The 22,040-nt window shown below is 41.4% G+C and carries 28 protein-coding genes; 13 read left to right on the top strand and 15 right to left on the bottom strand.

Annotation, left to right across the window (positions count from 1 at the left end; all coding sequences use genetic code 11):
- Nucleotides 1-24 precede the first annotated feature (24 nt).
- Entirely contained in the window at nt 25-1,101 is a 1,077-nt protein-coding gene (locus AABM38_RS04875; protein WP_423409392.1) for a lipocalin family protein, read from the bottom strand.
- Between the two features lie 208 nt (nt 1,102-1,309).
- Here AABM38_RS04875 and rluF point away from each other — a divergent pair, with 208 nt between their 5' ends.
- Entirely contained in the window at nt 1,310-2,017 is a 708-nt protein-coding gene (gene rluF / locus AABM38_RS04870) for a 23S rRNA pseudouridine(2604) synthase RluF (protein ID WP_423410660.1), read from the top strand.
- 36 nt (nt 2,018-2,053) lie between these two features.
- On the opposite strand, the gene AABM38_RS04865 is transcribed toward rluF, so the two are convergent.
- Complete coding sequence (locus AABM38_RS04865) at nt 2,054-3,328, bottom strand: MFS transporter (RefSeq protein ID WP_423409391.1); 1,275 nt, start codon at nt 3,326-3,328, stop codon at nt 2,054-2,056.
- Nucleotides 3,329-3,805 (bottom strand): ArsR/SmtB family transcription factor, encoded by a 477-nt coding sequence (locus AABM38_RS04860; RefSeq protein ID WP_423409390.1) that lies wholly within the window; start codon nt 3,803-3,805, stop codon nt 3,329-3,331.
- Between the two features lie 194 nt (nt 3,806-3,999).
- On the opposite strand from AABM38_RS04860, the gene AABM38_RS04855 reads away from it, so the two are divergent.
- From AABM38_RS04855 to AABM38_RS04845, 3 genes are all read left to right on the top strand, one after another.
- Nucleotides 4,000-4,779: an RQC-minor-1 family DNA-binding protein gene (locus AABM38_RS04855; protein ID WP_423409389.1), complete on the top strand. Its 780-nt coding sequence runs from the start codon at nt 4,000-4,002 to the stop codon at nt 4,777-4,779.
- Nucleotides 4,780-5,200: 421 nt separating this feature from the next.
- A complete protein-coding gene (locus AABM38_RS04850) occupies nt 5,201-5,659 on the top strand; it encodes a MarR family winged helix-turn-helix transcriptional regulator (RefSeq protein WP_423409388.1) in 459 nt (152 codons plus the stop codon).
- A gap of 2 nt (nt 5,660-5,661) precedes the next feature.
- Nucleotides 5,662-6,879 carry an MFS transporter gene (locus AABM38_RS04845; RefSeq protein ID WP_423409387.1) on the top strand — a complete coding sequence of 406 codons (1,218 nt, stop codon included), beginning with the start codon at nt 5,662-5,664 and terminating at the stop codon, nt 6,877-6,879.
- A gap of 38 nt (nt 6,880-6,917) precedes the next feature.
- On the opposite strand, the gene AABM38_RS04840 is transcribed toward AABM38_RS04845, so the two are convergent.
- From AABM38_RS04840 to AABM38_RS04815, 6 genes are all read right to left on the bottom strand, one after another.
- Entirely contained in the window at nt 6,918-8,096 is a 1,179-nt protein-coding gene (locus AABM38_RS04840; RefSeq protein WP_423409386.1) for a YecA family protein, read from the bottom strand.
- A 222-nt stretch (nt 8,097-8,318) separates the two neighbouring features.
- Nucleotides 8,319-8,834 carry a CBO0543 family protein gene (locus tag AABM38_RS04835; protein WP_423409385.1) on the bottom strand — a complete coding sequence of 172 codons (516 nt, stop codon included), beginning with the start codon at nt 8,832-8,834 and terminating at the stop codon, nt 8,319-8,321.
- A 136-nt stretch (nt 8,835-8,970) separates the two neighbouring features.
- On the bottom strand, nt 8,971-9,921 hold the full coding sequence (locus AABM38_RS04830) for a biotin-dependent carboxyltransferase family protein (RefSeq protein ID WP_423409384.1): 951 nt from the start codon (nt 9,919-9,921) through the stop codon (nt 8,971-8,973).
- Nucleotides 9,918-10,685, bottom strand: coding sequence for a LamB/YcsF family protein (locus AABM38_RS04825; RefSeq protein ID WP_423409383.1), 768 nt, complete (start codon nt 10,683-10,685; stop codon nt 9,918-9,920). The genes AABM38_RS04830 and AABM38_RS04825 overlap by 4 nt, the downstream gene beginning before the upstream one ends.
- A 5-nt stretch (nt 10,686-10,690) precedes the next feature.
- Entirely contained in the window at nt 10,691-11,407 is a 717-nt protein-coding gene (gene pxpB / locus AABM38_RS04820) for a 5-oxoprolinase subunit PxpB (protein ID WP_423409382.1), read from the bottom strand.
- Nucleotides 11,407-12,048 (bottom strand): pyroglutamyl-peptidase I, encoded by a 642-nt coding sequence (locus AABM38_RS04815; RefSeq protein WP_423409381.1) that lies wholly within the window; start codon nt 12,046-12,048, stop codon nt 11,407-11,409. The genes pxpB and AABM38_RS04815 overlap by 1 nt, the downstream gene beginning before the upstream one ends.
- Nucleotides 12,049-12,168: 120 nt before the next feature.
- Between AABM38_RS04815 and AABM38_RS04810 the strand changes: the two genes are divergently transcribed.
- From AABM38_RS04810 to AABM38_RS04790, 5 genes are all read left to right on the top strand, one after another.
- The gene (locus AABM38_RS04810) at nt 12,169-12,618 is read left to right on the top strand and encodes a GNAT family N-acetyltransferase (RefSeq protein ID WP_423409380.1); all 450 of its coding nucleotides are present in this window, start codon (nt 12,169-12,171) and stop codon (nt 12,616-12,618) included.
- A gap of 165 nt (nt 12,619-12,783) precedes the next feature.
- Nucleotides 12,784-13,611 carry a glycerophosphodiester phosphodiesterase gene (locus AABM38_RS04805; RefSeq protein WP_423409379.1) on the top strand — a complete coding sequence of 276 codons (828 nt, stop codon included), beginning with the start codon at nt 12,784-12,786 and terminating at the stop codon, nt 13,609-13,611.
- Nucleotides 13,612-14,068: 457 nt separating this feature from the next.
- Nucleotides 14,069-14,434, top strand: coding sequence for a DUF2089 domain-containing protein (locus AABM38_RS04800; protein ID WP_335375197.1), 366 nt, complete (start codon nt 14,069-14,071; stop codon nt 14,432-14,434).
- A gap of 12 nt (nt 14,435-14,446) precedes the next feature.
- Nucleotides 14,447-14,830, top strand: coding sequence for an SHOCT-like domain-containing protein (locus AABM38_RS04795; RefSeq protein WP_423409378.1), 384 nt, complete (start codon nt 14,447-14,449; stop codon nt 14,828-14,830).
- Nucleotides 14,831-14,948: 118 nt separating this feature from the next.
- Entirely contained in the window at nt 14,949-15,125 is a 177-nt protein-coding gene (locus AABM38_RS04790; RefSeq protein ID WP_423409377.1) for a hypothetical protein, read from the top strand.
- Between the two features lie 56 nt (nt 15,126-15,181).
- Here AABM38_RS04790 and AABM38_RS04785 read toward each other — a convergent pair whose 3' ends face one another.
- Together AABM38_RS04785 and AABM38_RS04780 are read right to left on the bottom strand one after the other, a co-directional pair.
- Nucleotides 15,182-15,700, bottom strand: a complete 519-nt coding sequence (locus AABM38_RS04785) for a GNAT family N-acetyltransferase (RefSeq protein ID WP_423409376.1) — start codon at nt 15,698-15,700, stop codon at nt 15,182-15,184.
- 23 nt (nt 15,701-15,723) lie between these two features.
- On the bottom strand, nt 15,724-15,855 hold the full coding sequence (locus AABM38_RS04780) for a hypothetical protein (RefSeq protein WP_423409375.1): 132 nt from the start codon (nt 15,853-15,855) through the stop codon (nt 15,724-15,726).
- A 339-nt stretch (nt 15,856-16,194) separates the two neighbouring features.
- Here AABM38_RS04780 and AABM38_RS04775 point away from each other — a divergent pair, with 339 nt between their 5' ends.
- Both AABM38_RS04775 and AABM38_RS04770 read left to right on the top strand, forming a co-directional pair.
- Nucleotides 16,195-17,400 carry an MFS transporter gene (locus AABM38_RS04775; protein ID WP_423409374.1) on the top strand — a complete coding sequence of 402 codons (1,206 nt, stop codon included), beginning with the start codon at nt 16,195-16,197 and terminating at the stop codon, nt 17,398-17,400.
- A gap of 330 nt (nt 17,401-17,730) precedes the next feature.
- Nucleotides 17,731-17,859, top strand: a complete 129-nt coding sequence (locus tag AABM38_RS04770) for a hypothetical protein (RefSeq protein WP_423409373.1) — start codon at nt 17,731-17,733, stop codon at nt 17,857-17,859.
- 228 nt (nt 17,860-18,087) lie between these two features.
- Here AABM38_RS04770 and AABM38_RS04765 read toward each other — a convergent pair whose 3' ends face one another.
- A complete protein-coding gene (locus AABM38_RS04765) occupies nt 18,088-18,648 on the bottom strand; it encodes a sugar O-acetyltransferase (protein ID WP_423409372.1) in 561 nt (186 codons plus the stop codon).
- A 170-nt stretch (nt 18,649-18,818) separates the two neighbouring features.
- Between AABM38_RS04765 and AABM38_RS04760 the strand changes: the two genes are divergently transcribed.
- Nucleotides 18,819-19,445, top strand: coding sequence for a nitroreductase family protein (locus AABM38_RS04760; protein WP_423409371.1), 627 nt, complete (start codon nt 18,819-18,821; stop codon nt 19,443-19,445).
- A gap of 141 nt (nt 19,446-19,586) precedes the next feature.
- On the opposite strand, the gene AABM38_RS04755 is transcribed toward AABM38_RS04760, so the two are convergent.
- Both AABM38_RS04755 and AABM38_RS04750 read right to left on the bottom strand, forming a co-directional pair.
- On the bottom strand, nt 19,587-20,039 hold the full coding sequence (locus AABM38_RS04755) for a GNAT family N-acetyltransferase (protein WP_423410659.1): 453 nt from the start codon (nt 20,037-20,039) through the stop codon (nt 19,587-19,589).
- The gene (locus AABM38_RS04750) at nt 19,933-20,562 is read right to left on the bottom strand and encodes a shikimate kinase (RefSeq protein ID WP_423409370.1); all 630 of its coding nucleotides are present in this window, start codon (nt 20,560-20,562) and stop codon (nt 19,933-19,935) included. Before AABM38_RS04750 ends, AABM38_RS04755 begins: the two co-directional genes overlap by 107 nt.
- A gap of 187 nt (nt 20,563-20,749) precedes the next feature.
- On the opposite strand from AABM38_RS04750, the gene AABM38_RS04745 reads away from it, so the two are divergent.
- Nucleotides 20,750-21,121: a DUF5367 family protein gene (locus AABM38_RS04745; RefSeq protein ID WP_423410658.1), complete on the top strand. Its 372-nt coding sequence runs from the start codon at nt 20,750-20,752 to the stop codon at nt 21,119-21,121.
- Between the two features lie 60 nt (nt 21,122-21,181).
- On the opposite strand, the gene AABM38_RS04740 is transcribed toward AABM38_RS04745, so the two are convergent.
- A complete protein-coding gene (locus AABM38_RS04740) occupies nt 21,182-22,030 on the bottom strand; it encodes an STAS domain-containing protein (RefSeq protein ID WP_423409369.1) in 849 nt (282 codons plus the stop codon).
- Nucleotides 22,031-22,040: the final 10 nt, after the last annotated feature.

The raw sequence follows: 22,040 nt of genomic DNA, 5'->3' as shown, positions 1-22,040 counted from the left end.
GAGCTGGGGTATGACTTCTAAACGTTAAGCATATCCTACCAGTTCCATAAAACCTATACCTTCCAATCCTTTTCTTTTACCACTAGGAAGAATTTCAATGCCTTCTGCTCTGCATGCCCCCTCCCAGATTCCCTTGATAGGCCCTAAGATTGGCATCTCCTGGTTTGGAAAGACTGCTTCAACGTGAAGTTCAATCGCAAACTCCGGTATACTTATCTGCCATTCTACTGGATATCTGCCATTGGTTTTTAAACTTTTCCAGTATTTTATTTTCTTAAACGTTATATCCCTCGTGAAGCGGATGGTTCCATCCTTTTCTACTATATTCGCCATCGAAGAATCAGGTTTGCCCGAGGTCATTTCATTTAAAAGCAAATCGCGGCCATCACTTAGCTGGACCCCAAACCAATTCCATCCTGACCCTTTTGCCAATGAATAATCCCTGCCCCATTGATGGTCGAACCAGCCTTGGCCCTTCACCGTCTCCGTTCCATTGTCAGTTTTTATCCTTCCCTTGACCTTGTTACGGGTAAAAGAATAGTAGTACAGATCATCCGGTTTCCCATCGCCGCCAATTAACCCAACTGGCTTGAGAGGGGTGAATTCAAGCTGCACCTCTGAGTCCCTTTCTTTTAAAAAAACGTCAAAAGCTTCCTCGTTTTCCCCCTTGAAGGTAAGTTTATTGGTGCCATAATTCAGTACAGTCGGGTTTTCTATGATACTAGTATTTTTAATAAAAGCATGTGGTGAAGGAATATCGCCCTTTAATAGACATTTATACAGCCTCCACATTCTATAATCAGTCGGGTGGCGCAGCAGGTGGAATGGAAGATAAATGGCCAGCATACCCATTTTCAATTTCCAATCGATACCAGAAAAATTGAATCGTTTTTTCCTATTTAAATCAATCAATGTATGGATTATATAATGCCCCTTGCCGATTTCAAGCTCGCCGACACGGAAAAAAGAGGTCATTACTGCATATCTCCCACCCATGTCGCCTTTAAGATGAGCAAAAAAGTACCACCATTCGATATTGGACTCATTATGAGGACGCACATCCTTTGGCAGTGAAATTACATCCAATCGTTCGTCATTCATCCCAGCACACACCTTCTGTTTTTAGTAAGGTATGCATGCACGGGCTAATGAGGGACTATAAGATGTCGGTTGCTTAGATGGTCTGCACGAACGGCACGAAATGCATCCTTGGTGCCAAGATATCATCCGTATCATCAATTGCTTGAATTTAACCACAGAGTGGCATATTCTTAAGGATATATAATTCAGATTTAAGGATGGGATTAACCTGCGTATCAATAAATTCATTAGTGAATCAGGAAAAACTTCAAGACGTGGAGCGGACCGGCTGGTTGAAGAAGGCCGCGTGACAATTAACGGGAAGGTTGCGAAAATCGGCACCCAGGTAGAGCCCGGGGATGATGTGAGAGTGAACGGCGAACAAATCAGGATGGCTCAAAATTACGTTTATATAGCCCTGAATAAACCTGTGGGCATCACGAGTACGACCGAGAAACATGTAAAAGGAAATATTATCGATTTAGTCAATCACCCGCTGCGGATTTTTAATATCGGCCGACTTGATAAGGAATCCGAAGGCTTGATCCTCCTGACGAATGACGGCGATATTGTGAATGAAATCCTGCGTGCCGAAAACAGGCATGAAAAGGAATACATCGTTTCAGTGGACAAGCCAATCACGCCTGAATTCCTTAAAGCTATGTCAGAGGGTGTGCGGATTTTGGGAACGAAAACGCTGCCTTGTAAAGTAGTCCAGCTTTCGAGATATGAATTCAACATTACGCTGACCCAGGGATTGAACAGGCAAATCCGCCGCATGTGTGAAGCACTAGGCTACGAAGTATACAGGCTGCAGCGCATCCGGATCATGAATATTCAACTCGGCAATCTTCAGATTGGACAATGGCGCGACCTGTCGAAGAAAGAGAAGAAACAGTTATTCAGCGAACTGGATTATGAACCTAAAGAATGGTAAATAAGAGGATGAGCATTATTCCGCTCATCCTCTTTTTTATGCTTCTACAGCTACGGTTTTGTCCTGGACTTCTTTCCGAAGCAGCTTCAGGAACATTTTTTCCCTATAAAGGTACATGACGAGTGAAACAAGGCTTAATCCGCTTACACCGAGTAAAATCCAAACAGGCATTTTTTCAAGCAGGAAGCCAAACAGGATGAAACCTAATGGAGTCATTGCACTTGAGCCTGTTTCAAGGAGAGACATCACTCTGCCACGATATTCATCTGGCGTGTTCTTTTGAAGGAGTACGGTTACTGGCATATTGATGAACATAATGGCTGCGGCAAGGAAAAGTACCAGGGCAATCAAATAGATAAATATAATTTGATTGCCCATTTCTATAATAGAAGGAAATGCAGGTACTCCTATTAATATCAAAATGGACGACAGTAACACGATTCCACCCATAATGGAGAATTCTTTTCTTTTGATTTCCTTTCTTGCTGAGAGAACTAGTGCGAGCACCATCATACCAACGGAAAAGGCCCCTTCAATGATTCCCAGATGTGTCGAAGACATACCTCTTACCGTCAATACTAAATAAGGCATTGCAACCGGAAACACGGCGAACCAAAAATTCAGCCAGACACTGATGACAACCAAATGAAAAAGAAACCGCTGAGACCTAATATAGGAAACTCCATTTTTTAAATCTTCTGACAAGCTGACTTGTTTTTTAAGGCTCGCTTTATTCGCGTACAAATCGTATTTGATCAGAATGCTGGCAATAGCTGAGATGATGTAGGTAATGATGTTTAAGCCCATGAAGAGATTAATCTGAAAGATTCCAAAGAAGACGCCGCCAAGGACAGGGCCCAGGATGGCTGATAATGAGATGGCCGCCTGGTTCAGTGACATGGCTTTTTGCAGATTGTCCTGTCCAACCATGTTGTGGATAGATGAAGTTACTGCGATTGTATAGAATGTATTGATGACACTTAATCCTGCTGTTGAAACATAGAGAATCCATAATTCTTGGGTTGCTAGGGTAAACACGGCAAGGACTCCACATAGCCAGACTGCACTTGCTATGTTCGAGGAAATAATCAGCTTTTTCCTATCAAGACGATCGCTAAGCGTACCCGCAATTGGCGCAAGCAAAATGCGTGGAAGAATGCCGAGAACTAACGTAAACGCAAAATTCAAGCTGGATCCTGTTTCAGCAAGGATATATAGCCCGATTACGAAGGCATAAATCGAAGAACCAAGCACAGCCGTCACCTTGCCAGTAAGGAAAAGTATCAAATTTTTCTTAACTGCTCTATCCAATTAACTCTCCTCCTGTTTCTCCTTTTTGAGCGTAAAGGTCATTTCATATGAAGTCTTTTCGACATCTGCTTTCATCGCTGATTTCTTCACATACTTCAAAAATAAAGCGTCAATATCTGCGTTAAGCTCCTTGCGATCCTCCTCCGTTAACGATATATAAGTTCCCTGATTGACAACTTGTTCAGTCGAAGGGGTCACACCCTCATTCTTCAGATTGAAATGAGTAGCCTTTGAACGGTAATACTTTTCAATAATCCCTCTGTTCTCCTTAGTCTCCTCGATTTCTAAAATACCTCCATTATAGAGCTGCTGAATATGGTAATGGATGCTGCCTGCTGATTTACCCAATTCATCTGCCACCTGTTTTGCTGTCATCGCCTTCATGACTAGCAAGTAGATGATTTTTACACGGATAGGGCTGGAGATAAGTTTTTGCTGCTCCAAGTTAACCTCCATTGTCTTTTTTACATAATCCATACAAATTTCACCTTCCAAAATATTCTTATGATTTAATTTTATTATACGTTCTAGAAAATTAGTATGCAATGAATTATTAGAATGTTTAATCTTTTTTAGAACCTAAACACCAAAATTTAATGACTGGCTTGAATCAATGATTTATGTTGTAATGATGTTAATAAAGCTTATCTTTTAGAGATAGGAGTTTTTTTATGGCAAACAAAGATACAATGAATCACTTATCAGAGGATGAAATTATGACAATATTGGTTGCCGCCAAAGATCTTATTATGTACGGCGGAAAAGGGCTGCTTGGAAAAATTCTTGCCGGCTCAAATGACAAACGCATTTTCACTTCTGAACTTCATCAATCCGAATCATACGGTGCTTTTAAAGGCATGACCCAAAAGGTGATTATGGAAAAAGTCGAATGGATGATCGAGAACGGCTATCTCACGACCGATGAAAAGCTTTCACTGCTTGTTTATACTCAAAAAGGCTGGGATACAGTCATCGAGGAACTCGCAGATGAGTTATATGGTGATTTTCTCCTAGCTGCTGAATTTGGCAGATTTGATTTTATAGAAGTGGTCCGAAGCCAGCCTCTTGACCTTCGCATGCTTCTTCTTGACGTCGTTGAAGAAGAGGATGACCCAGAATTAATAGAAATGCTGATAGAATGGCTGGAAATCGAGGTAGATGCACCTATTCCGGAAAGAATTCATGAAGTCATTCAAAATTTGGACAAGTCTCATACTCGTTCAAGTGATGAAAAGGTGAATTCAAATGATTCAGGATCTATTGAAGCCAATAAAAAATGGCTTTCCATTCCTGCGGATTACCGCCAGATGCTGATCCGGAATGTATTCTGCGGGCATTGCCTGGATACAGTGCAGATTGAAAAATACATCATTAAAGATTTCCGCGATACGATTGTTCTTGAAGGTAATTGCAAAAAGTGCGGCAATAAAGTTGCAAGAGTAATTGATTAAGGCGGGATTTTCTTATTGCATGGCTACTTACAGACCTGGTTTATGACCAGGTCTCAGACTCTAGACAAACTCGATGAAAGCGAGCTTGTCTAGAGTTTTTTCATTTCGGTTGGAAAGTAAAATAGGTCCGTTGATTTCCGTTCCAGGCGCTTCGCTTTCCGCGGGGCTGGCGCTGAGCCTCCTCGTCGCTTTGCTCCTGCGGGGTCTCACCTGTCCAGCTGATCCCGCAGGAGTCTTCGCGCCTTCCACTCCAATCAACAGGTTTAAGATAATGGTCTATAAACTGTAACTTTGTCGACAAGCTGTGACCTGGTTAGTGACCAGGTCATTTTTTAATCTAAAATTAGTTTGTATACAAATTATATTTACACAAATAATTTATACTGTTATACTTACTTAAGGCAATTAAGGAGGACTTTTTATGGAAATGTCTATGGATAAAGCAATTGGCTCTGCATCGGTTCGCCTCAGCAAGAAGCTGACCAGGTACATCAACCTTCAACTAAAGCCTTTCAGCATCACCACTGAGCAATGGAGTGTGCTAAGGACTTTAAGTGAGTCAAATGACATCTCACAAAAAGAATTGTCAGAGAGAGCGGACAAGGATCAGGCAACATTGACGAAAATACTGGATCTTCTTGAAAAAAACAAATTTATCGAGAGAGTGCAAAATCCTTCAGACCGCCGTTCCTTTCTTATTAAGATCACCCAAAAAGGGGCGCAATTAGTCAAAGAAGTAACCCCCTATCTTGAGGAAGTTTTTGCGAAAATCACAGACTCTATTCAAGCTGAAAAGCTGGCAATCTATAAAGAGACAGTACTTTCTTTAGAGAACAATATCGAAATGCTTTTGGAGGAAAACAAACAGAAAGAAGGCTAATCATGAACCAGACATCTAAGTTATGGACTGCACAGTTTACAGCCATTGTTCTAATGGCTTTTTTATTTTTTCTATGCCTGCAGCTTCTGACAGCAGGCTTTCCCGCTTTCATCACCGACGTGAAAAATAACCCGGCACAGGGCGGCTTGATGACGACTGTTTTCATGGCTGCGGCGATTGCCACACGTCCTTTTGTAAGTTCTCTCATGCAGAAAATAGACAATAAGAAGCTGAGCCTGATCTCATTGGTCTTTATCGCCATTTCAGTCGGTTTGAGCTTCGGGCAGGACTCAGTTGGATTTTTGCTTTTGCTAAGAGTTTTTCATGGAATGGGCTTTGGAATCATCACGACTATTTTTTCTACAATGGCAACGAATATCATTCCAACTCATCGATTAGGAGAGGGCATCGGTTACTATGGTCTGGCAACAAGTGTCGGCACCAGCCTTGGTCCCATGCTGGCATTGGCTCTTCTTCAGGTTTTCACCTTTAATCTATTAATCATCCTGTCGATTGCTTTAACGGTCAGCACTTTGGTCCTGAATCTTTTTGTCAAAGCCCCCAAAAAGGCCGTCCCAGTTAAAAATACTGTTCAAAAAGTAAGCTTTAAGGAACATGCCTTTGACCGAAAAGCTTTTACCCCAGCGATCTTAACGGCATTTTTCTCCATTACGCTTGGCGGAGTGATCAGCTTCTTAAGGGAACTAGGGAAAGAGGCGAATATCGTCGCATCCATCTCACTATTCTTCCTTGTTTTAACCATTATGATGATCCTGGTGAGACCTGTTTCCGGCAGAATGTTTGATAAGTACGGCCATAAGGTGATTATCTACCCTGCAACGATTGCAGGGATTATCGGACTATCGCTTTTAGCATTCACTCAAAATACGTTAACATTGCTGATAGCGGCTGTTTTTTATGGAATCGCGTACGGTACGGTCACTCCTACACTTCAGGCATTGGCAGTCAGTTCCGTTCCAAAGGAAAAACAAGGAACGGCAAATGCGATGTATTTTTCATCCATGGATCTTGGCATGGCCATTGGATCAACAGGACTAGGCATAGTGGCTTCCTATACAAGCTACCATTTCCTTTATGGCTTTTCAGTCGTTTTTCTTCTAGGATTGTTGCTTGCCTACACTTTGATTTTTGTAAAAGGCAAGCCTGCAGTGAAATATGTGGAATCTCCCCGTGAGATTAGCGGGGATATTGGGATATAAAAAACACGATGAATGGATTCATCGTGTTTTTTAATGTTTTATTTTCCACAGCACTTCTTATACTTTTTGCCGCTGCCGCATGGGCACGGATCATTGCGGCCAACTTTCGGCTCCACCTTTACCGGCTGTGTCTGCATAAAAGGAAATTCCTGTGCTTCCAATTCCTTTTTCCGGTTCAGATAATCCTCATCACGCTGAATCGCAAGCCTTTTCCACTCACCAAGCTTATGATGGTCGATGCCCATAACCTTGTAGAACCCATAAAGGATTCTCTCGCTCTCAAGGATCGATGAGTAGTATCCAGCTTTTACAGCATCCTCCACGACCGGTAGACCTTCTTCTGACAGCTGATGGCAAAGAGCTTCAACGATCAATACTTTATTTTCTTCATCATCAATTAATGAATATAAACTTTTCAATTTTTCAATTGAACCTGCCGTTTTCGTATTGCCAAGTATGGAAATCGGATAGATCGACATGGAATCATTGTTAATCTTAGATGCGACATGTTCGACAACTGCATCTGTTTGAAACAGTGATAGTGTGTCTGATATTTCTTCCTGTAACAGATCATCTTCACGGTCCAGAAGACCCGCAAAGTATGGGATATACTGCTCCTGTTTCGTAAGCCCTGCCATGTACACAGCTAAAATACCATTAAACTTAAAAAACTTTTCATCCTCTTGTTCCTTAAAGCTAAATTCAATTTCATGCTCTTCGATAAAACCACGTTTCACCATTATCGCGACAATCTCTTTTGCCTTGCTGTATAGGTCCTGATTAAAGGAATCGTCTGTTTCAAGATCAGCAAGAACGGAACCATACTCTTCCCAAACTTTTTCTTCTTCCCCATCCATTAAAAATTGAATGTACTCGAATTCCTTCTCTGGCAAAAACTCCTCCAGTTGAGTTCGATGCTTCAGTTTTAGATCTGAAGGAATGTTTCGAATCAGCCTGGCGTATAAAAATTGATCCTCAGGATCAGCCTCCTCTGCGCCCTTCAACAGCACCTCAATAGCTTCACTTTTAAAAGGGAATCTATCGATATTGGCCAAAATAATGATCTCTTTTTCCTTTTTAGCGATGGCTTCTTTTAACAGCCTAACTGTCCAGTCTTCCGGTATATTGGGATATTCCATTAAGGCATGCATTACAAATTCCTGGACGAGCAAATCATCTGATAATAAGTGAGGTTCTATTTTTTCAAGAAAATTCATTTGAACCCTCCTCTTTTGTTTTATGTACTTAAAACATTCTACCAGAAAGTAAAAAGCAGGCACATTTGCGAGCCTGCTCTACCGTTTTATTTTTTATTGCGATCACGGTTTACATTATGCCTGCTGATATAAATCCACATGGCTATGTAGGTTAAAAACAATAATGCTAAAAACACAGGTGCTGAAAGTGCATTTTGGATTAACATGAATGTGCCACCTCTTTTACTTTAGGCTTTCCAGCGGTACAGGAAAAAATAAATAAAAAATGACTGCTAGCGGGAGTGAAATCAGCCAGCCTGTTACTGGATTTTTATAATGGATCCTCAGCACAACGAATAGGATCAAATTCAGCCAGATATTATGCCAGCTGTTCCAGCCGTGGTCGTAAACATACATGCCCCTGTGCGCAAACAATGCCTCAATAATGGTATAAAAGGTTACCCATATTCCTACATATAATAGCTGAGTCCTGTTTGATGAGGGAAATCTCTGCAGATAAATGATTAATCCGACCGGGCAAATAAAGAAGGTAAATGCCAGGTTAATAATCGAGTGATTAATCCAATCAGCTGTAATTCCCCGGAAAGCCCATAAAGTATGGTTGTAGTAAATCGTATTGTAGAGCAGGTTAATGACCATAAAAAATAAAATGGTCGAATACTGCTTTTTCCACTGTGACCAATCAACGAATTTATAGGCAAACAAGATCCAGACTGCGATGACCAATAATAAATACATGTACCAATCTCCCCCGTAAAACACTGATTTTATCAGTTATTTCCAGTGACGACAGTTTTATACCGCAGAAGTCATTACAAAAAACCTGAATCCTTTGGGGATTCAGGCTTTCGAGATACGATTTATCTTTGTTTATTCAGCTCTTACATCCAGCTATTTTAGACAAATTCTTAAAAACTTTCTTCCTGCGTAAATACAACAGTTGTGCCTCTTCAATAGATACTTCCTTGAATTCTATTACTGTTCCGGGCATCGCTTGTGCAAGTGCCGGAAGATCGACTGAGATGACCGTACCGATCCTTGGGTAGCCTCCAGTTGTTTGGCGTTCGGCCAACAAGATTATCGGCTCGCCACTTGCGGGAACCTGGATACCGCCAGGAGGGATTGCATCAGAAATGATATCTGACCCGCCTTTATGCTCAAGCTTAGGACCCTCGAGGCGGTAGCCCATCCGATTGGATTTGGAGGAAACTTTGTATTCACTGGCTAAAAACAGATCGATGGCTGACTGGGTGAATTTTTCATAATGAGGTCCAAGGATTACACGAATCGTTAATTTCATCTTATATTCCGGGATAAAACTTCTGTGCAGAAATCTATTTTTGCAAACATAAGGTTTTCCATGAACAATATCCCCTGCCTCCAAAGCCCGCCCGTTCAATCCTCCAAGACTGCCATTAAGGAATGTTGACTTGCTTCCTAAAAGAAGCGGAACGTCTATGCCGCCAGCAAAGCTAATATATGCCCTGCCGCCGCTTTTCACCTTTCCAAAAGAAAGAATATCGCCTTCCTTTAATATAAAGCTTTTCCACATCGACACTTCCTGTCCATTCACCTTTGGCTCTAAATTCCCGCCGCAAATGGCGATCGAAACATTGGTGAGGACTTCGAGGCTTGGACCAATCATTACCGCTTCGAGTACAGCCTCTCCAAGCGGATTTCCAGTCAGGAGATTAGCCATCTGCATGGAATAGGTATCCATCGCTCCGGATGGACTCATACCGAATTGCTGATACCCGGTTCTTCCAAGATCCTGTACAGATGTTTGAAGACCCGGCTTCAGAACCTTAAAAAGAAGAGCCGTCATTTTGCATCCCAGCTTTTACCGACTGTAATTTCCTCATTTATTAACGCCTGCTTTAATTTCACCACGAACTCAAGCGTCTGGGGTTCATCCCCGTGGACACAGATTGTATCTGCGGTTATTTCTAAATCCGTACCATCAATAGCAGCGATCTTCCCTTCCGTGATCATCCGTATAACTCTTTTGATCGCATTTTCTGTATCATGTATCATTGCATTGGCATGTGACCTTGGCGTTAGCATGCCATCTGGCTGATAATTACGGTCTGCGAATACTTCATGTGCCACTCCCAAGCCCTTTTCTTCACCTGCCTTGACCATCAGGCTTCCTGCCAGGCCAAATAAAACTAATTGAGGATTAACATCCACCACAGCCTCGGCGATAGCGTCGGCGACATGCTTATCCATGGCAGCCATATTATACAAAGCGCCATGAGGCTTCACATGAAAGACTTTTGTACCGCATGCCCTTGCGACTGCCTCAAGGGCACCAATCTGATAGACTACAAGATTGTAAATCTCCTGCTGGGTCAAATGCATGTCTCTCCTGCCAAAACCATGAAGGTCAGGAAAACCTGGGTGTGCACCTATTTTCACGCCATGTGCTTTCGCCAATTTTACCGTTTCCATCATCACATTATGGTCGCCAGCATGAAACCCACAAGCAATGTTTGCAGAAGTAATGTGTTTGAGAATTTCCTCATCATTGCCAATCTTGAATAACCCATAGCTCTCGCCCAAATCACAGTTCAAATCTACTGAAAGCATTGTAATCACCCCTTTGTGTATGTCTTAAGCTGATAGGAGTTTCCCATTTCTTTTATTGTAAAAAATTCTTCCTGATTGATTGGCACAAATTTTATGTAATTGCCTGCACTCAAAAGGAACGGCTCATGCTCTTCCGGATCATATAACCGAATAGGTGTGGCCCCGAGAATCCTCCATCCAGAAGGAGCATCAGAAGGGTAAATGCCAGTCTGGCTGCCTCCAATCCCTATAGACCCAGGGAATACACTGAATCGGGGCTGTTCAAGTCTCGGCACAGCTAATTTTTTCGGCATGCCTCCGAGATATGGAAAGCCCGGCATAAATCCCATCATGTAGATTAAATATTCTCTGTTTGCATGAAGATTGATTACATCCTGCTCACTCAAACCATGATACTTCGCCACATAAGCTAAATCCGGACCCATATCTCCCCCGTAAAAGGCGGGGATCTCATAGACTATTGGTACAGGCAGCTGAGATTCAGCAGGAGAAAGATAGACCTCCTCCAACTTTCGCTTAATATTTGCATAGGTGATTCGTTCAGGCTCATAATAAACAGTTACCGAAGTATACGCAGGCACCAATTCAATGACGCCGGGTACTTTTTCTTTTTCCAGCTTTAAAATAAATTGACGGATCCGGGCATTCGTTTCCTCTTTTATTGAATCCTCAAATGAAATCCGAACAGCCAGGTCCCCTAACGGTATGATTTCATATGTCATTACTTGCTCCTTGCTAAAACGGCTTCCCTGGCACATGTTTCTACGATTACATTCAATGCTCTTGCCATCAACTCATGCGGCAGGGACGGCAGTGAAGGATTGCGGGCTGACATTTCCGTTGAAGCTGGAAAATGGATAAAGCCAGCCTTAATAGGCAGCTGATTTTTACGGATATGATTCAAAACGGCATATAGTGTGTTATTGCAAATGAACGTGCCGGCCGTATTCGATATTGCCGAAGGAATATGCTCTGCCTTTAGGTTCTTCTCAATCTGCCTGATTGGAAGTGTAGAAAACAATCCGTCTGGTCCATCCTTGTCAATCATTTCATCGACAGGGATATTCCCTCGATTGTCCGGATACGGGTCACCAGAACCCGTATCTTTCACATTGATGCCAATACGCTCAGGAGTGATCGCAGTCCTGCCGGCAGCAAGTCCGCAGGATATCACGATATCTGGTTGGAGCTCATCCATTTTCGCAATCAATTTTTCCGCACATTCATCATAATTAACAGGCAGCAAAATCGTTGTAACTTCAACGCCCTCTATCGCAAATTTTTCTGCTTCTCTTAGAAGCTCTTCAGTGGGATTAATTGTCATTTTACCAAATGGCTCGAAGCCGGAGATCAGGATTTTCATTTTAAATACCTCTCTTCATTAAAAATGCATTATATTAGGTATTTAAAATTGTACTATAGTACAGAATGGATAAATAGAAAATAAACTCTTAATATTCTAATTTTTAAAATCAGGGTGATCATGATGGAACTGGAATACGGCAAAGCAACTGACTCAGAAATCGAAGAAATTTTTAGCCTGGCTGGTAAGAATAGGGCTGAAGCTACTGGTATTCACGAACAAAACAATCAGGAAAAAATGATTGCTTCTTATCAAGATTCCTTGGAAAACGGAGCCTATTTTCTCGTTGCCAGGACCGACGACGATTTGATTGGCTGGGTACTGGTCGATCGCAGTTTGGATTGGTTTACACATAAAGAAATTGGCTGGATCAGCGATGTGTATGTTAAAACTGAATTCCGAAATCATGGTGTGGCTGAGGATTTATTAGAACAGAGCCTCGTGGAATTCAAACATCTAGGCTATGATGATGTTCGCTTGAATGTCTTTTGTTTTAATGAAAAAGCGATCCGTCTATATAACAAGATAGGCTTTAAGGATGTCAGCAAATTTATGCGGATTGAGATATGAAGCTGGGGAGATCGGCTTATTGTTTGTAAAGAAAATTAAGTATATATAACTGATTATTCTTAAAAATACATAACTCTATCTAAACAAAAATGACATACGTGCTAAATATTTCTCTATTAATCTAGCATTGTTACATAAATTAAAGGATGCAGAGGAGATGGAGAAATGAAAAAAACATTCATAGGTACAGGTTTTGCTTTAACCCTTTTGTTGAGTCCGTTGCAGCAAGGATTTGCCGAGGAGCCGACTAAGGGTGAATTAAGGCAGTTTGATACTGTCGCTCATCGCGGAGCAGCTGGTTACGCTCCAGAAAACACAATCGCTGCATTTGATAAAGCTGTTGAAATGAAGGCAGACTATATTGAACTTGATGTCCAGCGCAGCAAGGACGGCGAATTAGTGATTATCCATGATACGACCGTTGACCGGACGACTGATGGAACCGGGCGTGTAGGGGATTTCACATTCGAAGAATTGAGAAACCTTGATGCCGGAAGTTTTAAGGGAGCGCAATTTACTGGTGAGAAGATCCCTTCCTTTGATGAAGTGCTGGATCGCTATCATGGAAAAGTCGGAATCTTGATTGAAATGAAATCTCCTGAGCTTTATCCTGGGATCGAGGAAGCTGTAGCTCAGGAACTGAAGGAACGCCATCTCGACAAGCCGCAGAATAATAAAATCATCATCCAATCCTTCAATTTTGAATCGATGAAAAAGATGGACTCTCTTCTTCCAGAGGTTCCGATTGGGGTTCTGACCTCTTCAAAGCTTCATGTAACAGAATCCGCACTACAGGAATTCGCAAGGTATGCGGATTACTTTAATCCAAGCTACGGTCTCGTTACAAAGGAGTTAGTTGATAAGGTTCATCATCTTGGCATGGAAATCCAATCATGGACGGTCCGAAGCCATGAAGCAGCGCAGTTTCTGATTGATATGAAAGTTGATGGGATTATTACAGATTATCCAGATTATGTAGACCCGCGCAATTAATCATTAGAAAGCATGACTTGGGCACTGATGCACCCATGTCATGCTTTTTTTGTTGGCTCTGTTAAAGCAGAATGTCGATTTTTAAACCCTGTTGATTGTAGTGGAAGGCGCGTAGACTCCTGCGAAAATGCTAACGCATTTCCATCGTGCGCGGGCGGATTCGAGGAAGCTATTCAGTGTCCTGCGGGCGCAGCTGGTCAGGTGAGACCCCGCAGGAGCGCAGCGACGAGGAGGCTCAGCGCCAGCCCCGCGGAAAGCGAAGCGCATGGAACGAAAATCAACAGCCTTGTTTAACAGAGCCTTCTAGTTAGGAATGGATTCTACATGTCATTCCGTCAAATAAAAATAAACATTTTTAATACAAAAATTAAATTTATTAATTTTATTAAAAATAATATTTACTTTTTTAATCAAAAGGTTTTATAATTCAATTACAATCAATTGAAAGGAGGCAATTATGTCCTACCCAGTCATCACAAATTGTCCCGTTTGCAGTCAAACATTAAAAATAACCAGGCTAAAATGCAATCATTGCGAAACAACCATTGAAAATGAATTTGAACTCTCCAAACTCGCTTCCCTATCCAAGGAACAGCTTCATTTTGTAGAGATCTTCCTCATATCCCGCGGAAATATTAAGGAAGTGGAAAAGGAACTGGGAATCTCCTATCCTACTGTACGTGGAAAGCTGAACGATATCATCAGTTCACTCGGGTATGATCCACAAAAGAAAACGGAAATAGATGAAAAGAAAATTGTCGCTATGCTGGATAAAGGCGAAATCACTCCTGAAGAAGCAATCAAACTTTTAAAAGGTGAATAAGGAGGAATTATAATGAAAGAAGAGATTTCAAAAGTTTTAACGATGGTTCAGGAAGGTAAAATCGATTCTGAAAAAGGTGCAGAATTAATCTCGGTCCTTAAAGAAAAAGAAGCAGCCATACTCCCTCAAAAGCCTAATAAATACCTGGATAAGACATTAAAAGTCCGTGTAGTATCCAAAGAAAATGACAACGTCAATGTCAATGTACCGATCAAACTCGTTAAGGCTATCCTTAAAACAGGACACAGCATTGCTGCGAGCATGCCTCAATCAGAAAAGTATGTCAAAGACATTGATATCAATCTGCTGATTGATGCGATTGAAAATGAACTTGATGGGAATATCGTTGATATAAAATCTGCGAACGGTGACACCGTTAAAGTCTTAATCGAATAACACCATGATTAAAGTAAAAATAAGAACTTCTAACCATGTAAATTTAAGCATTCCCATACCCTACTCAGTCCTCAAAGCCAGCTGTTTTATCCTTAGTTCAAAAAGAGTACATCAGCAATTGCATAAATGGGCTAACCAGGATCTGGAGCAGAAAAACATTCCGATTTCACCCTTTAGCGCATTATTAAACAAGCAGCTTTTAAATGAGATCATAGATGAATTACACCACTATAAGGGAATCGTGCTTGTGGATGCAAAATTGCAGGATGGAACAGAGGTTATGGTAAGATTGTGAAAAAACCTGACCTCGGGGTCTTTACCGAGGTCAGGTTTTTTGGATCATCACTATCATTAAAACACTTTTTCAAAGCAGATATAGTCTTCATGCCCCTCTGGTTTTCCAGATAATCGGACTTCACCCGTCTTACGGAAATTCCTATTCTCATAAAATCGGACGGCCCCTTCGTTTCCAGAGTATGTATCAAGACGCAGCACGGCATATCCATTTTCTCTAGCAAAATCCTCAGCAAACTGGAGCATTTTGCTGCCATAGCCGCCTCCTTGTGCAGAGGGATCTACACAGAAAGAATGGAGAATCAATGGCTTTCCTTCGATCTCCGTCCAGCTGGCATTTTCCCACTCCGGTGTCTGCCATTCATCTAGCACCATTGTCCCAAACGTTTCACTGCCCTTTTTCAAAACGAACAATTCCTCCCCCTCCATCGCGTTTTCAAAATACTCATGATTCGGGTACTTTTCATCCCATTGCAATATTCCTCTCGCCTCAAGGTATTCCTTACATTCTCCAAACATTTCTCCGATGACAGGCAAGTCATCCTCTGTTGCACGCACGATTTGCTCTTCAGCCATTTCCGTGTTCTCCTTTTCCGTTCTTATTCACTTTCAGGGGTGGTATTAAAAAAATTCGCGCTTTCGTCCTTCTTCTTGCCTTCGGTTTTCTTATTATCCATTTTTCCGTCCGACTCATAGCTTAACTTGATATCCCTTGGCTTCTTTTTCATCATTCTTCCCCTTCCGTAAATGCTGGTTCCAGGTAGAATGCGAATAGTTTATCCTTTTCTGCAGTTAAAAATGTATAAAGCACGGATTCAAAGAATTGATGCTCTTGATCAATTTATTTGTTTAACATGGATATTGATTTCCGCGAAAATCAACACGTGCCAAAAATCAGCATTGACCTTTTAACACGGTCTTTCTTTCAAATACCGATATTCAAACACAGAATGACTCCGAATGAATCATTCTATAAAACCATATATTTAGCTAAACGAAATTTTACAATTATCCGATAATTGTAGTATGGTAGAAAAACAAACTATAGAAAACTAAGGGGCAAAATCGGCATGTGGAGAAACAAAAATGTTTGGATTTTATTAACCGGGGAGTTTATTGCGGGACTCGGACTGTGGCTCGGGATTATCGGGAATCTTGAATTTATGCAGGAAAAGATTCCTTCTGACTTTTTAAAATCGCTGCTATTGGCAGCCGGGCTGCTTGCGGGGATTGCAGTCGGACCCTTGGCCGGCAGACTGACAGACCAGCATAGCAAAAAGAAAGTCATGCTGATATCTGGTTTTGTCAGGGCTGTGAGCGTCCTTTTTATGCTCGTGGCGATTCATACTGGTTCCGTATGGTGGATGCTCGTTTTCCTCATCCTCCTGCAAATATCCGCCGCTTTTTATTTCCCTGCACTGCAGGCGGCAATTCCACTTGTGGTGAATGAGAAGGATTTACTTCAGTTGAATGGTGTCCATATGAATGTTGCTACACTTTCACGCGTAATCGGCACAGCTTTAGCAGGAGTACTTTTAGTTGCGATACCTTTAAATATGGTGTATCTGCTATCACTTGGTGCTTATCTCGTCCTTTTTTTCTTGACCTGGTTCCTGCAATTTGATGAACAGAAGCTGTTATTAAAATCCAAGTCAGCTGGCAAGCAGCACGGATTTAAGGATGTATTCCCAGTGATTTCAAAGCTTCCAATCGTGATGATGACATTGATTCTCACGTTAATCCCTCTCCTATTTTTAGGCGGATTCAATTTGATTGTCATCAATATCAGTGAACTTCAGGAAAGCTCGGCTATCAAGGGATGGATCTATACAGCCGAAGGAATCGCCTTCATGAGCGGAGCATTTTTTATTAAACGAATCAGCCATACTATCTCTCCATACAAGATATTATTTGCAAGTTCTTTATTGATTGGACTTTCTCAGCTGCTCTTATTTTTCGCAAACCTTCCTGTTTTGACGATCATCGCCTTCGCATTGTTCGGATTTTCAGTTGGCTGCTTTTTCCCGACGGGAGCGACTATTTTCCAGACGAAAGTCCCAAAAGACTATCATGGCCGATTCTTTTCCTTCCGCAACATGATGGATCGCGTGGTGTTTCAGATTGTGCTGCTGATGACTGGTTTCCTTTTAGACGCCGTCGGGCTTCAGAATATGAGCGTGATGTTTGGTGTGCTGTCAATCGTGATGACGACGATCTTCTTCATCCGGTCACGCCACCTGCGCGCTATTGGCGATAGTGAACGGAATGTAAGCTGAATGACTGCATATGTAAAAAGCTGCCTTTAACAGGCAGCTTTTTTATCAGTTATAGCCAGGGATTCCGCCGGTAGATTACTGTTTTTAATCAATCGTTTGAATAAGTAAAAAGAACGAACAAAACGTTCGCTTTCCATATCTTTTTTTCTATAAATATTCCATAAAAAAGAAAGTAATCATTGTGAGAGAAGGTGCTCCATGGAACTCGTTCTCCTATTTATAGGTACAATGTTTTTATTAACTTTAAGTTTTTATGGCATTAATGTACATTACTCTCATCTGAAGAAGATTAAATATATCGCAGTGGTTTCCTTTTGGGTGGCTGGTTGCTTGGGCTGGATTACCGTATGGATGGGTTATGGATGGCTGACAATGGCTGTCTTGAGTACAGCCTTATTGATATTGTCCGCTCTTTCTTTATTAACTGCTCTTTTAATTGATTACTACGTTAAAACATAAATTTGGGCTAGCGACGATGGCAAAAGGCCAATTCAGGGTAAAAACTTTGGCAGCAGCTTACTTTTTATCCATAAAGGTTCTTCGCCATATTTATATGTTGAATTGAAGGAAAAGAACATTTTTATCAATAGTAAAAATCCTGAACAGACGAAGAAGTGGTATATCCTTCTAAGTGAGATAACGAAAAAAGGTGCCTGATTTCTCAAAAGAGAGACCAGGCACTTTTGTTTACAGTTCGATCTTTTTAATGATTCGTGCCGGATTCCCGCCAACAACCACGTCATCTGGTACATCCTTCGTGACAACTGCTCCGGATGCAACCACGACATTATTTCCAATTTTCACTCCTGGATTAATGACTGCTCTGCCACCAATCCAGCAATTGTCTCCTATAACTACCGGCTTCCCGAATTCAGGGCCGGCAATCCGTTCATAGGGATTGATGGGGTGGGCAGCTGTGTAAATATGAACACCAGGCGCCATGAAGCAATTTTCCCCTATTTTCACTTCACATACGTCGAGAATCACACAATCAAAATTCGCGTAAAAGTTCTCCCCGATATGGATATTGTAGCCGTAATCGCATCTGAAGGTTGGTTCAATGTAAAATTGCGACCCTGTAGAACCTAAAAGCTCCTTGAGTATATATGTGCGTTTTTCATATTCTGTTTCGGTCGTTTGATTGTAAAGCCTTGTCAGCCTTCGGGCATTCTCCCTTTCTTTTACCAGCTCTGAATCCCCGGCATTATACAATTCCCCGTCCAGCATTTTTTGTTTTTCAGTCTTCATACTATTTCACTCCAGTTTAGGATATTTTACTTAAACCGTTGTAAGGCAATGATCCACTTGCCTAAATACTCGCATTGAATGAGCATCTAGTTTGACAATGTAACTTACAAATAGTAACCTACTTATTACTTAATCAAAGTAATTGTACTACATTTTTGGAGGAACATACTATGAATACATCAGTGAAGAACTTATCCGCTTTAATTCGTGAACGCCGTTCTGTCAGGAAGTATGACCCTGAATTCAACATTCCCAGACCGGAAATTATTGATATTTTAAAAGAGGCCACTCTTGCGCCGTCATCAAGCAATCTACAGCCATGGAAGTTTATCGTCATCCAGGACCAGGAAACAAAAAAGGAACTTAGGGCAATTGCCAACAATCAGGAGCAGGTGGAAACCTCCTCTGCAGTGATCGCTGTTCTCGGAGATAAAGAAATGTACAGAAATGGGGAAAAAGTTTATCGCAGTGCCTTTGAGGCTGGTTTTATGGACGAAGCGAACATGGGCCGGATGATTGAGGGCACTAATAAGCTTTACCCAGCAGCGCCGGTCGAAGCGAGAGCAAATATTGCTTCATTCGATGCTGGACTTGTCTCAATGCAGCTGATGCTGATTGCCAAAGAAAGAGGCTATGACACCGTTCCAATTGGTGGCTTCAACAAGCAGCAATTCATTGAAAAATTCAACATTGACGACCGCTATATGCCCATCGTCCTGATTGCGCTAGGGAAGGCTGCTGTACCTGGACACCAAACAACTCGTCTGCCAATTGAAGATGTTGTAGAGTTCATTTAGTATCAGACTCTTTTGATGAAATACTCCGTTACTCGATGAGTTGAAAAGTAACAATAAAAAGGACCCATACATGGGCTGCACACATTTCGTTTTTGTGCAGTTCATATACGGGTCCTTTTTGTGGATTTTTAGTAGTTTTGATTATTCAATTTCATAGACCAGCCATTCCGAAAGCTTACCACCCATTTTGTTGTATAGGCCCTGGGCGATTAGATTGTCTTTCGCTGTTTCCCAGGTCATATACGCAAAACCATTCTCCCTGATATAGCCTAAACAGGCTTCAAACAAGCGCTCCCCAGCTTTATGGCCTCTAGCTTCCGTAGTCACGAACAGATCGTTCAAAATCGCTGCCCGTTTTACCTGCAAAGTACTAAAAGTGAAATACAATGTAGCGAAGCCTACTAATTTGCCCTCTTTTTCCGCCACAAATTGCACACCTGTCTCAGGATGGTCCATTAGATGCTGAATCAGCTTCTTCAGCTCAGCCTCATTTGGCTTTGGTTTTTGATAAAAATCGACGATGTAACCAAGCATTAACTCGTATAATTGGGGAATGTCTTTTTCCTCTGCAGTGCGAATACATAGTGCGTTCATCATCAGGACTCCAGTCTATAATTTTTTCAAGATTGCGAGTGTCGTTTATAGTCACTACCTTATCTTCATACTCGTTAAGGATCTTCAGGATTTCGGGTTTGCTTTTATTTTCAAAATGGCGGTTCCAGACAAACATTTTCCTGAACATCGCAAAAGTTGGCTTGTAATTGGATTTTTCAATTCCTAGCTTTTGTAAAATAAATCTTTTGATGATTCTATACGTCCTGGTAGAATAAGCAGGGTTCAGGAGAATGATCATATCTGCATTCTTAAAGCTTTGCTGCACCCACTCGTAATGCACACCTTCAATGATCCAGCCATCAGACTGGATAATATGAAATAAATATTCATCCCTTTCTGCTTCGTTCCTTCTCACATCACCTGTATCGAATCTTTTCCATACCACATTATCAAGTTCGCAGTGCGGCACATTTAATTTCTTTGAAAGTATCCTTCCAAGCGTTGTCTTGCCACTTCCGACTGAGCCAATTATATGGATTTTACGAGGATGATATTTACACATGGGACCACCAATTTTATTTTAGATAGACTACTCTTTCTCTTAAAATCTTTATTTCCCTCTTTTTTTCATATTTTTTTATGCTTAGAAATTTAACCTTTCGAAAGAAGGTAGATAAAAAAGAACTGTAGAATAGTGTATTAAAAGCATAATTCGGGGGTGGGATTTTTTGAAAAATATTTTATAGGGGATATTACTTTGGGTATCAGCCACACTGATTTTCAGGGTCTTTGGGCAATATTTTTTAGACGCAAATAATCCATGGCTAACCTTAATTACATTTCTGTTAGCTGTCCCAGTCATTCTGGCAGCTACCATTCCTTATTATCATTTTAGGATGATTCCTTTGTCAAAACGGTTATCGTCGGCAGTCTTGATCGCTCTTCCAGGAATGATATTGGACATATTCAGTGTTATTTATTTTGATGTTGCTTTTCCAAATCTGCAGCCGGTTTCACAGCCACTGTTTGCGTCCTGGCTCTTATGGGCATACAGCTTGATCTTAATTTCCGGATTGCCCATAAAACTAAATAACCATCATGATTTAAATAAGACGCCTTAAAAGGCGTCTTATTTAAATACGAAAAAAAGCTGGCGCAGCAGCTTTTTCATAAAAAATATATTAAGCGTTTTTCAATGTCTGGATTTCTTTGAATGCCTGGTGAAGGTTCGATTTTACAGTGATTCCTTCAAGGTTCAGGCCTAGGGTAACCATTGTATGGGCAACCTCTGGACGGATGCCAGTCATGATTGTCTTTACGCCGACTAGAGATAATGCGCTGATAACTTTGAATAGCTGATCCGCTACCATCGTATCAACAATCATTACGCCTGATACATCGAAAATCAGGTGTGTAAGCTTCAGCTTAACAGCCTGTTCCAATGTTTCTTCCATCAATAGCTGCGCTCTTTCCGTATCAACGTTACCAACAAGCGGCAGCACGCCTACACCCGGCAATAGAGGAACAACTGGTACAGATAGTTCAAGCAAGGCAGTTTTTGCGTTCTCCAGGCTCTTTTGATGAGATTCGACGAATGTCAGGCTGAAGCTGTAGATTGCATGGTCCATAAGCGGATCAATGACATTAAGTACTTCAAAAATAGTCGAAGCTGACATGTCCTTTGCTGCTTCCTTGATCGCACTCCAAATATGTTCACGGTAAAAGCTTGTATCCTTTAGCGCTTCATCTAAAGAGGTTCCTAATCTATATATATACTCCCCAGTTTCTTTTCCCCACTGGGTAATCTTCGCGAGGCCTCTCTCTTTATCTTCATGGTCCACCAAAGCTTCACCAAATAAAGCAATAAAATTAGCTCGAACTTCCAGAATTTGTCCTTCGATCTTTTTGAACTCATGTTTTTGAGCTTCAGTTAATTCTGAAGTGGATAATCGATCTTCATGGACAGCTTTTGCTATTTCATGTTTTCTTTCAACAATTGCTTCCCCTAATAATTTCAATTCATTGTTCATTGATTTTCCT

This window comes from Heyndrickxia sp. MSNUG (assembly GCF_049532715.1).
In the GTDB taxonomy this organism is placed as follows: Bacteria; Bacillota; Bacilli; order Bacillales; family Cytobacillaceae; genus Mesobacillus.
Note: the sequence above shows the minus strand (reverse complement) of the source record. Positions and strands in the feature narration are given on the sequence as shown.

What these genes read in the sequence shown, in the direction of transcription:
- AABM38_RS04765 (WP_423409372.1), bottom strand. Translation starts at nt 18,648, where the DNA reads ATGAAGACTGAAAAACAAAAAATGCTGGACGGGGAATTGTATAATGCC.
- AABM38_RS04805 (WP_423409379.1), top strand. Translation starts at nt 12,784, where the DNA reads ATGAAAAAAACATTCATAGGTACAGGTTTTGCTTTAACCCTTTTGTTG.
- AABM38_RS04815 (WP_423409381.1), bottom strand. Translation starts at nt 12,048, where the DNA reads ATGAAAATCCTGATCTCCGGCTTCGAGCCATTTGGTAAAATGACAATT.
- AABM38_RS04845 (WP_423409387.1), top strand. Translation starts at nt 5,662, where the DNA reads ATGAACCAGACATCTAAGTTATGGACTGCACAGTTTACAGCCATTGTT.
- AABM38_RS04775 (WP_423409374.1), top strand. Translation starts at nt 16,195, where the DNA reads ATGTGGAGAAACAAAAATGTTTGGATTTTATTAACCGGGGAGTTTATT.
- AABM38_RS04800 (WP_335375197.1), top strand. Translation starts at nt 14,069, where the DNA reads ATGTCCTACCCAGTCATCACAAATTGTCCCGTTTGCAGTCAAACATTA.
- AABM38_RS04810 (WP_423409380.1), top strand. Translation starts at nt 12,169, where the DNA reads ATGATGGAACTGGAATACGGCAAAGCAACTGACTCAGAAATCGAAGAA.
- AABM38_RS04785 (WP_423409376.1), bottom strand. Translation starts at nt 15,700, where the DNA reads ATGGCTGAAGAGCAAATCGTGCGTGCAACAGAGGATGACTTGCCTGTC.
- AABM38_RS04780 (WP_423409375.1), bottom strand. Translation starts at nt 15,855, where the DNA reads ATGATGAAAAAGAAGCCAAGGGATATCAAGTTAAGCTATGAGTCGGAC.
- AABM38_RS04755 (WP_423410659.1), bottom strand. Translation starts at nt 20,039, where the DNA reads ATGAACGCACTATGTATTCGCACTGCAGAGGAAAAAGACATTCCCCAA.
- AABM38_RS04850 (WP_423409388.1), top strand. Translation starts at nt 5,201, where the DNA reads ATGGAAATGTCTATGGATAAAGCAATTGGCTCTGCATCGGTTCGCCTC.
- AABM38_RS04840 (WP_423409386.1), bottom strand. Translation starts at nt 8,096, where the DNA reads ATGAATTTTCTTGAAAAAATAGAACCTCACTTATTATCAGATGATTTG.
- AABM38_RS04740 (WP_423409369.1), bottom strand. Translation starts at nt 22,030, where the DNA reads ATGAACAATGAATTGAAATTATTAGGGGAAGCAATTGTTGAAAGAAAA.
- AABM38_RS04750 (WP_423409370.1), bottom strand. Translation starts at nt 20,562, where the DNA reads ATGTGTAAATATCATCCTCGTAAAATCCATATAATTGGCTCAGTCGGA.
- AABM38_RS04860 (WP_423409390.1), bottom strand. Translation starts at nt 3,805, where the DNA reads ATGGATTATGTAAAAAAGACAATGGAGGTTAACTTGGAGCAGCAAAAA.
- AABM38_RS04825 (WP_423409383.1), bottom strand. Translation starts at nt 10,685, where the DNA reads ATGCTTTCAGTAGATTTGAACTGTGATTTGGGCGAGAGCTATGGGTTA.
- AABM38_RS04835 (WP_423409385.1), bottom strand. Translation starts at nt 8,834, where the DNA reads ATGTATTTATTATTGGTCATCGCAGTCTGGATCTTGTTTGCCTATAAA.
- AABM38_RS04760 (WP_423409371.1), top strand. Translation starts at nt 18,819, where the DNA reads ATGAATACATCAGTGAAGAACTTATCCGCTTTAATTCGTGAACGCCGT.
- AABM38_RS04875 (WP_423409392.1), bottom strand. Translation starts at nt 1,101, where the DNA reads ATGAATGACGAACGATTGGATGTAATTTCACTGCCAAAGGATGTGCGT.
- AABM38_RS04795 (WP_423409378.1), top strand. Translation starts at nt 14,447, where the DNA reads ATGAAAGAAGAGATTTCAAAAGTTTTAACGATGGTTCAGGAAGGTAAA.
- pxpB (WP_423409382.1), bottom strand. Translation starts at nt 11,407, where the DNA reads ATGACATATGAAATCATACCGTTAGGGGACCTGGCTGTTCGGATTTCA.
- AABM38_RS04855 (WP_423409389.1), top strand. Translation starts at nt 4,000, where the DNA reads ATGGCAAACAAAGATACAATGAATCACTTATCAGAGGATGAAATTATG.
- AABM38_RS04830 (WP_423409384.1), bottom strand. Translation starts at nt 9,921, where the DNA reads ATGACGGCTCTTCTTTTTAAGGTTCTGAAGCCGGGTCTTCAAACATCT.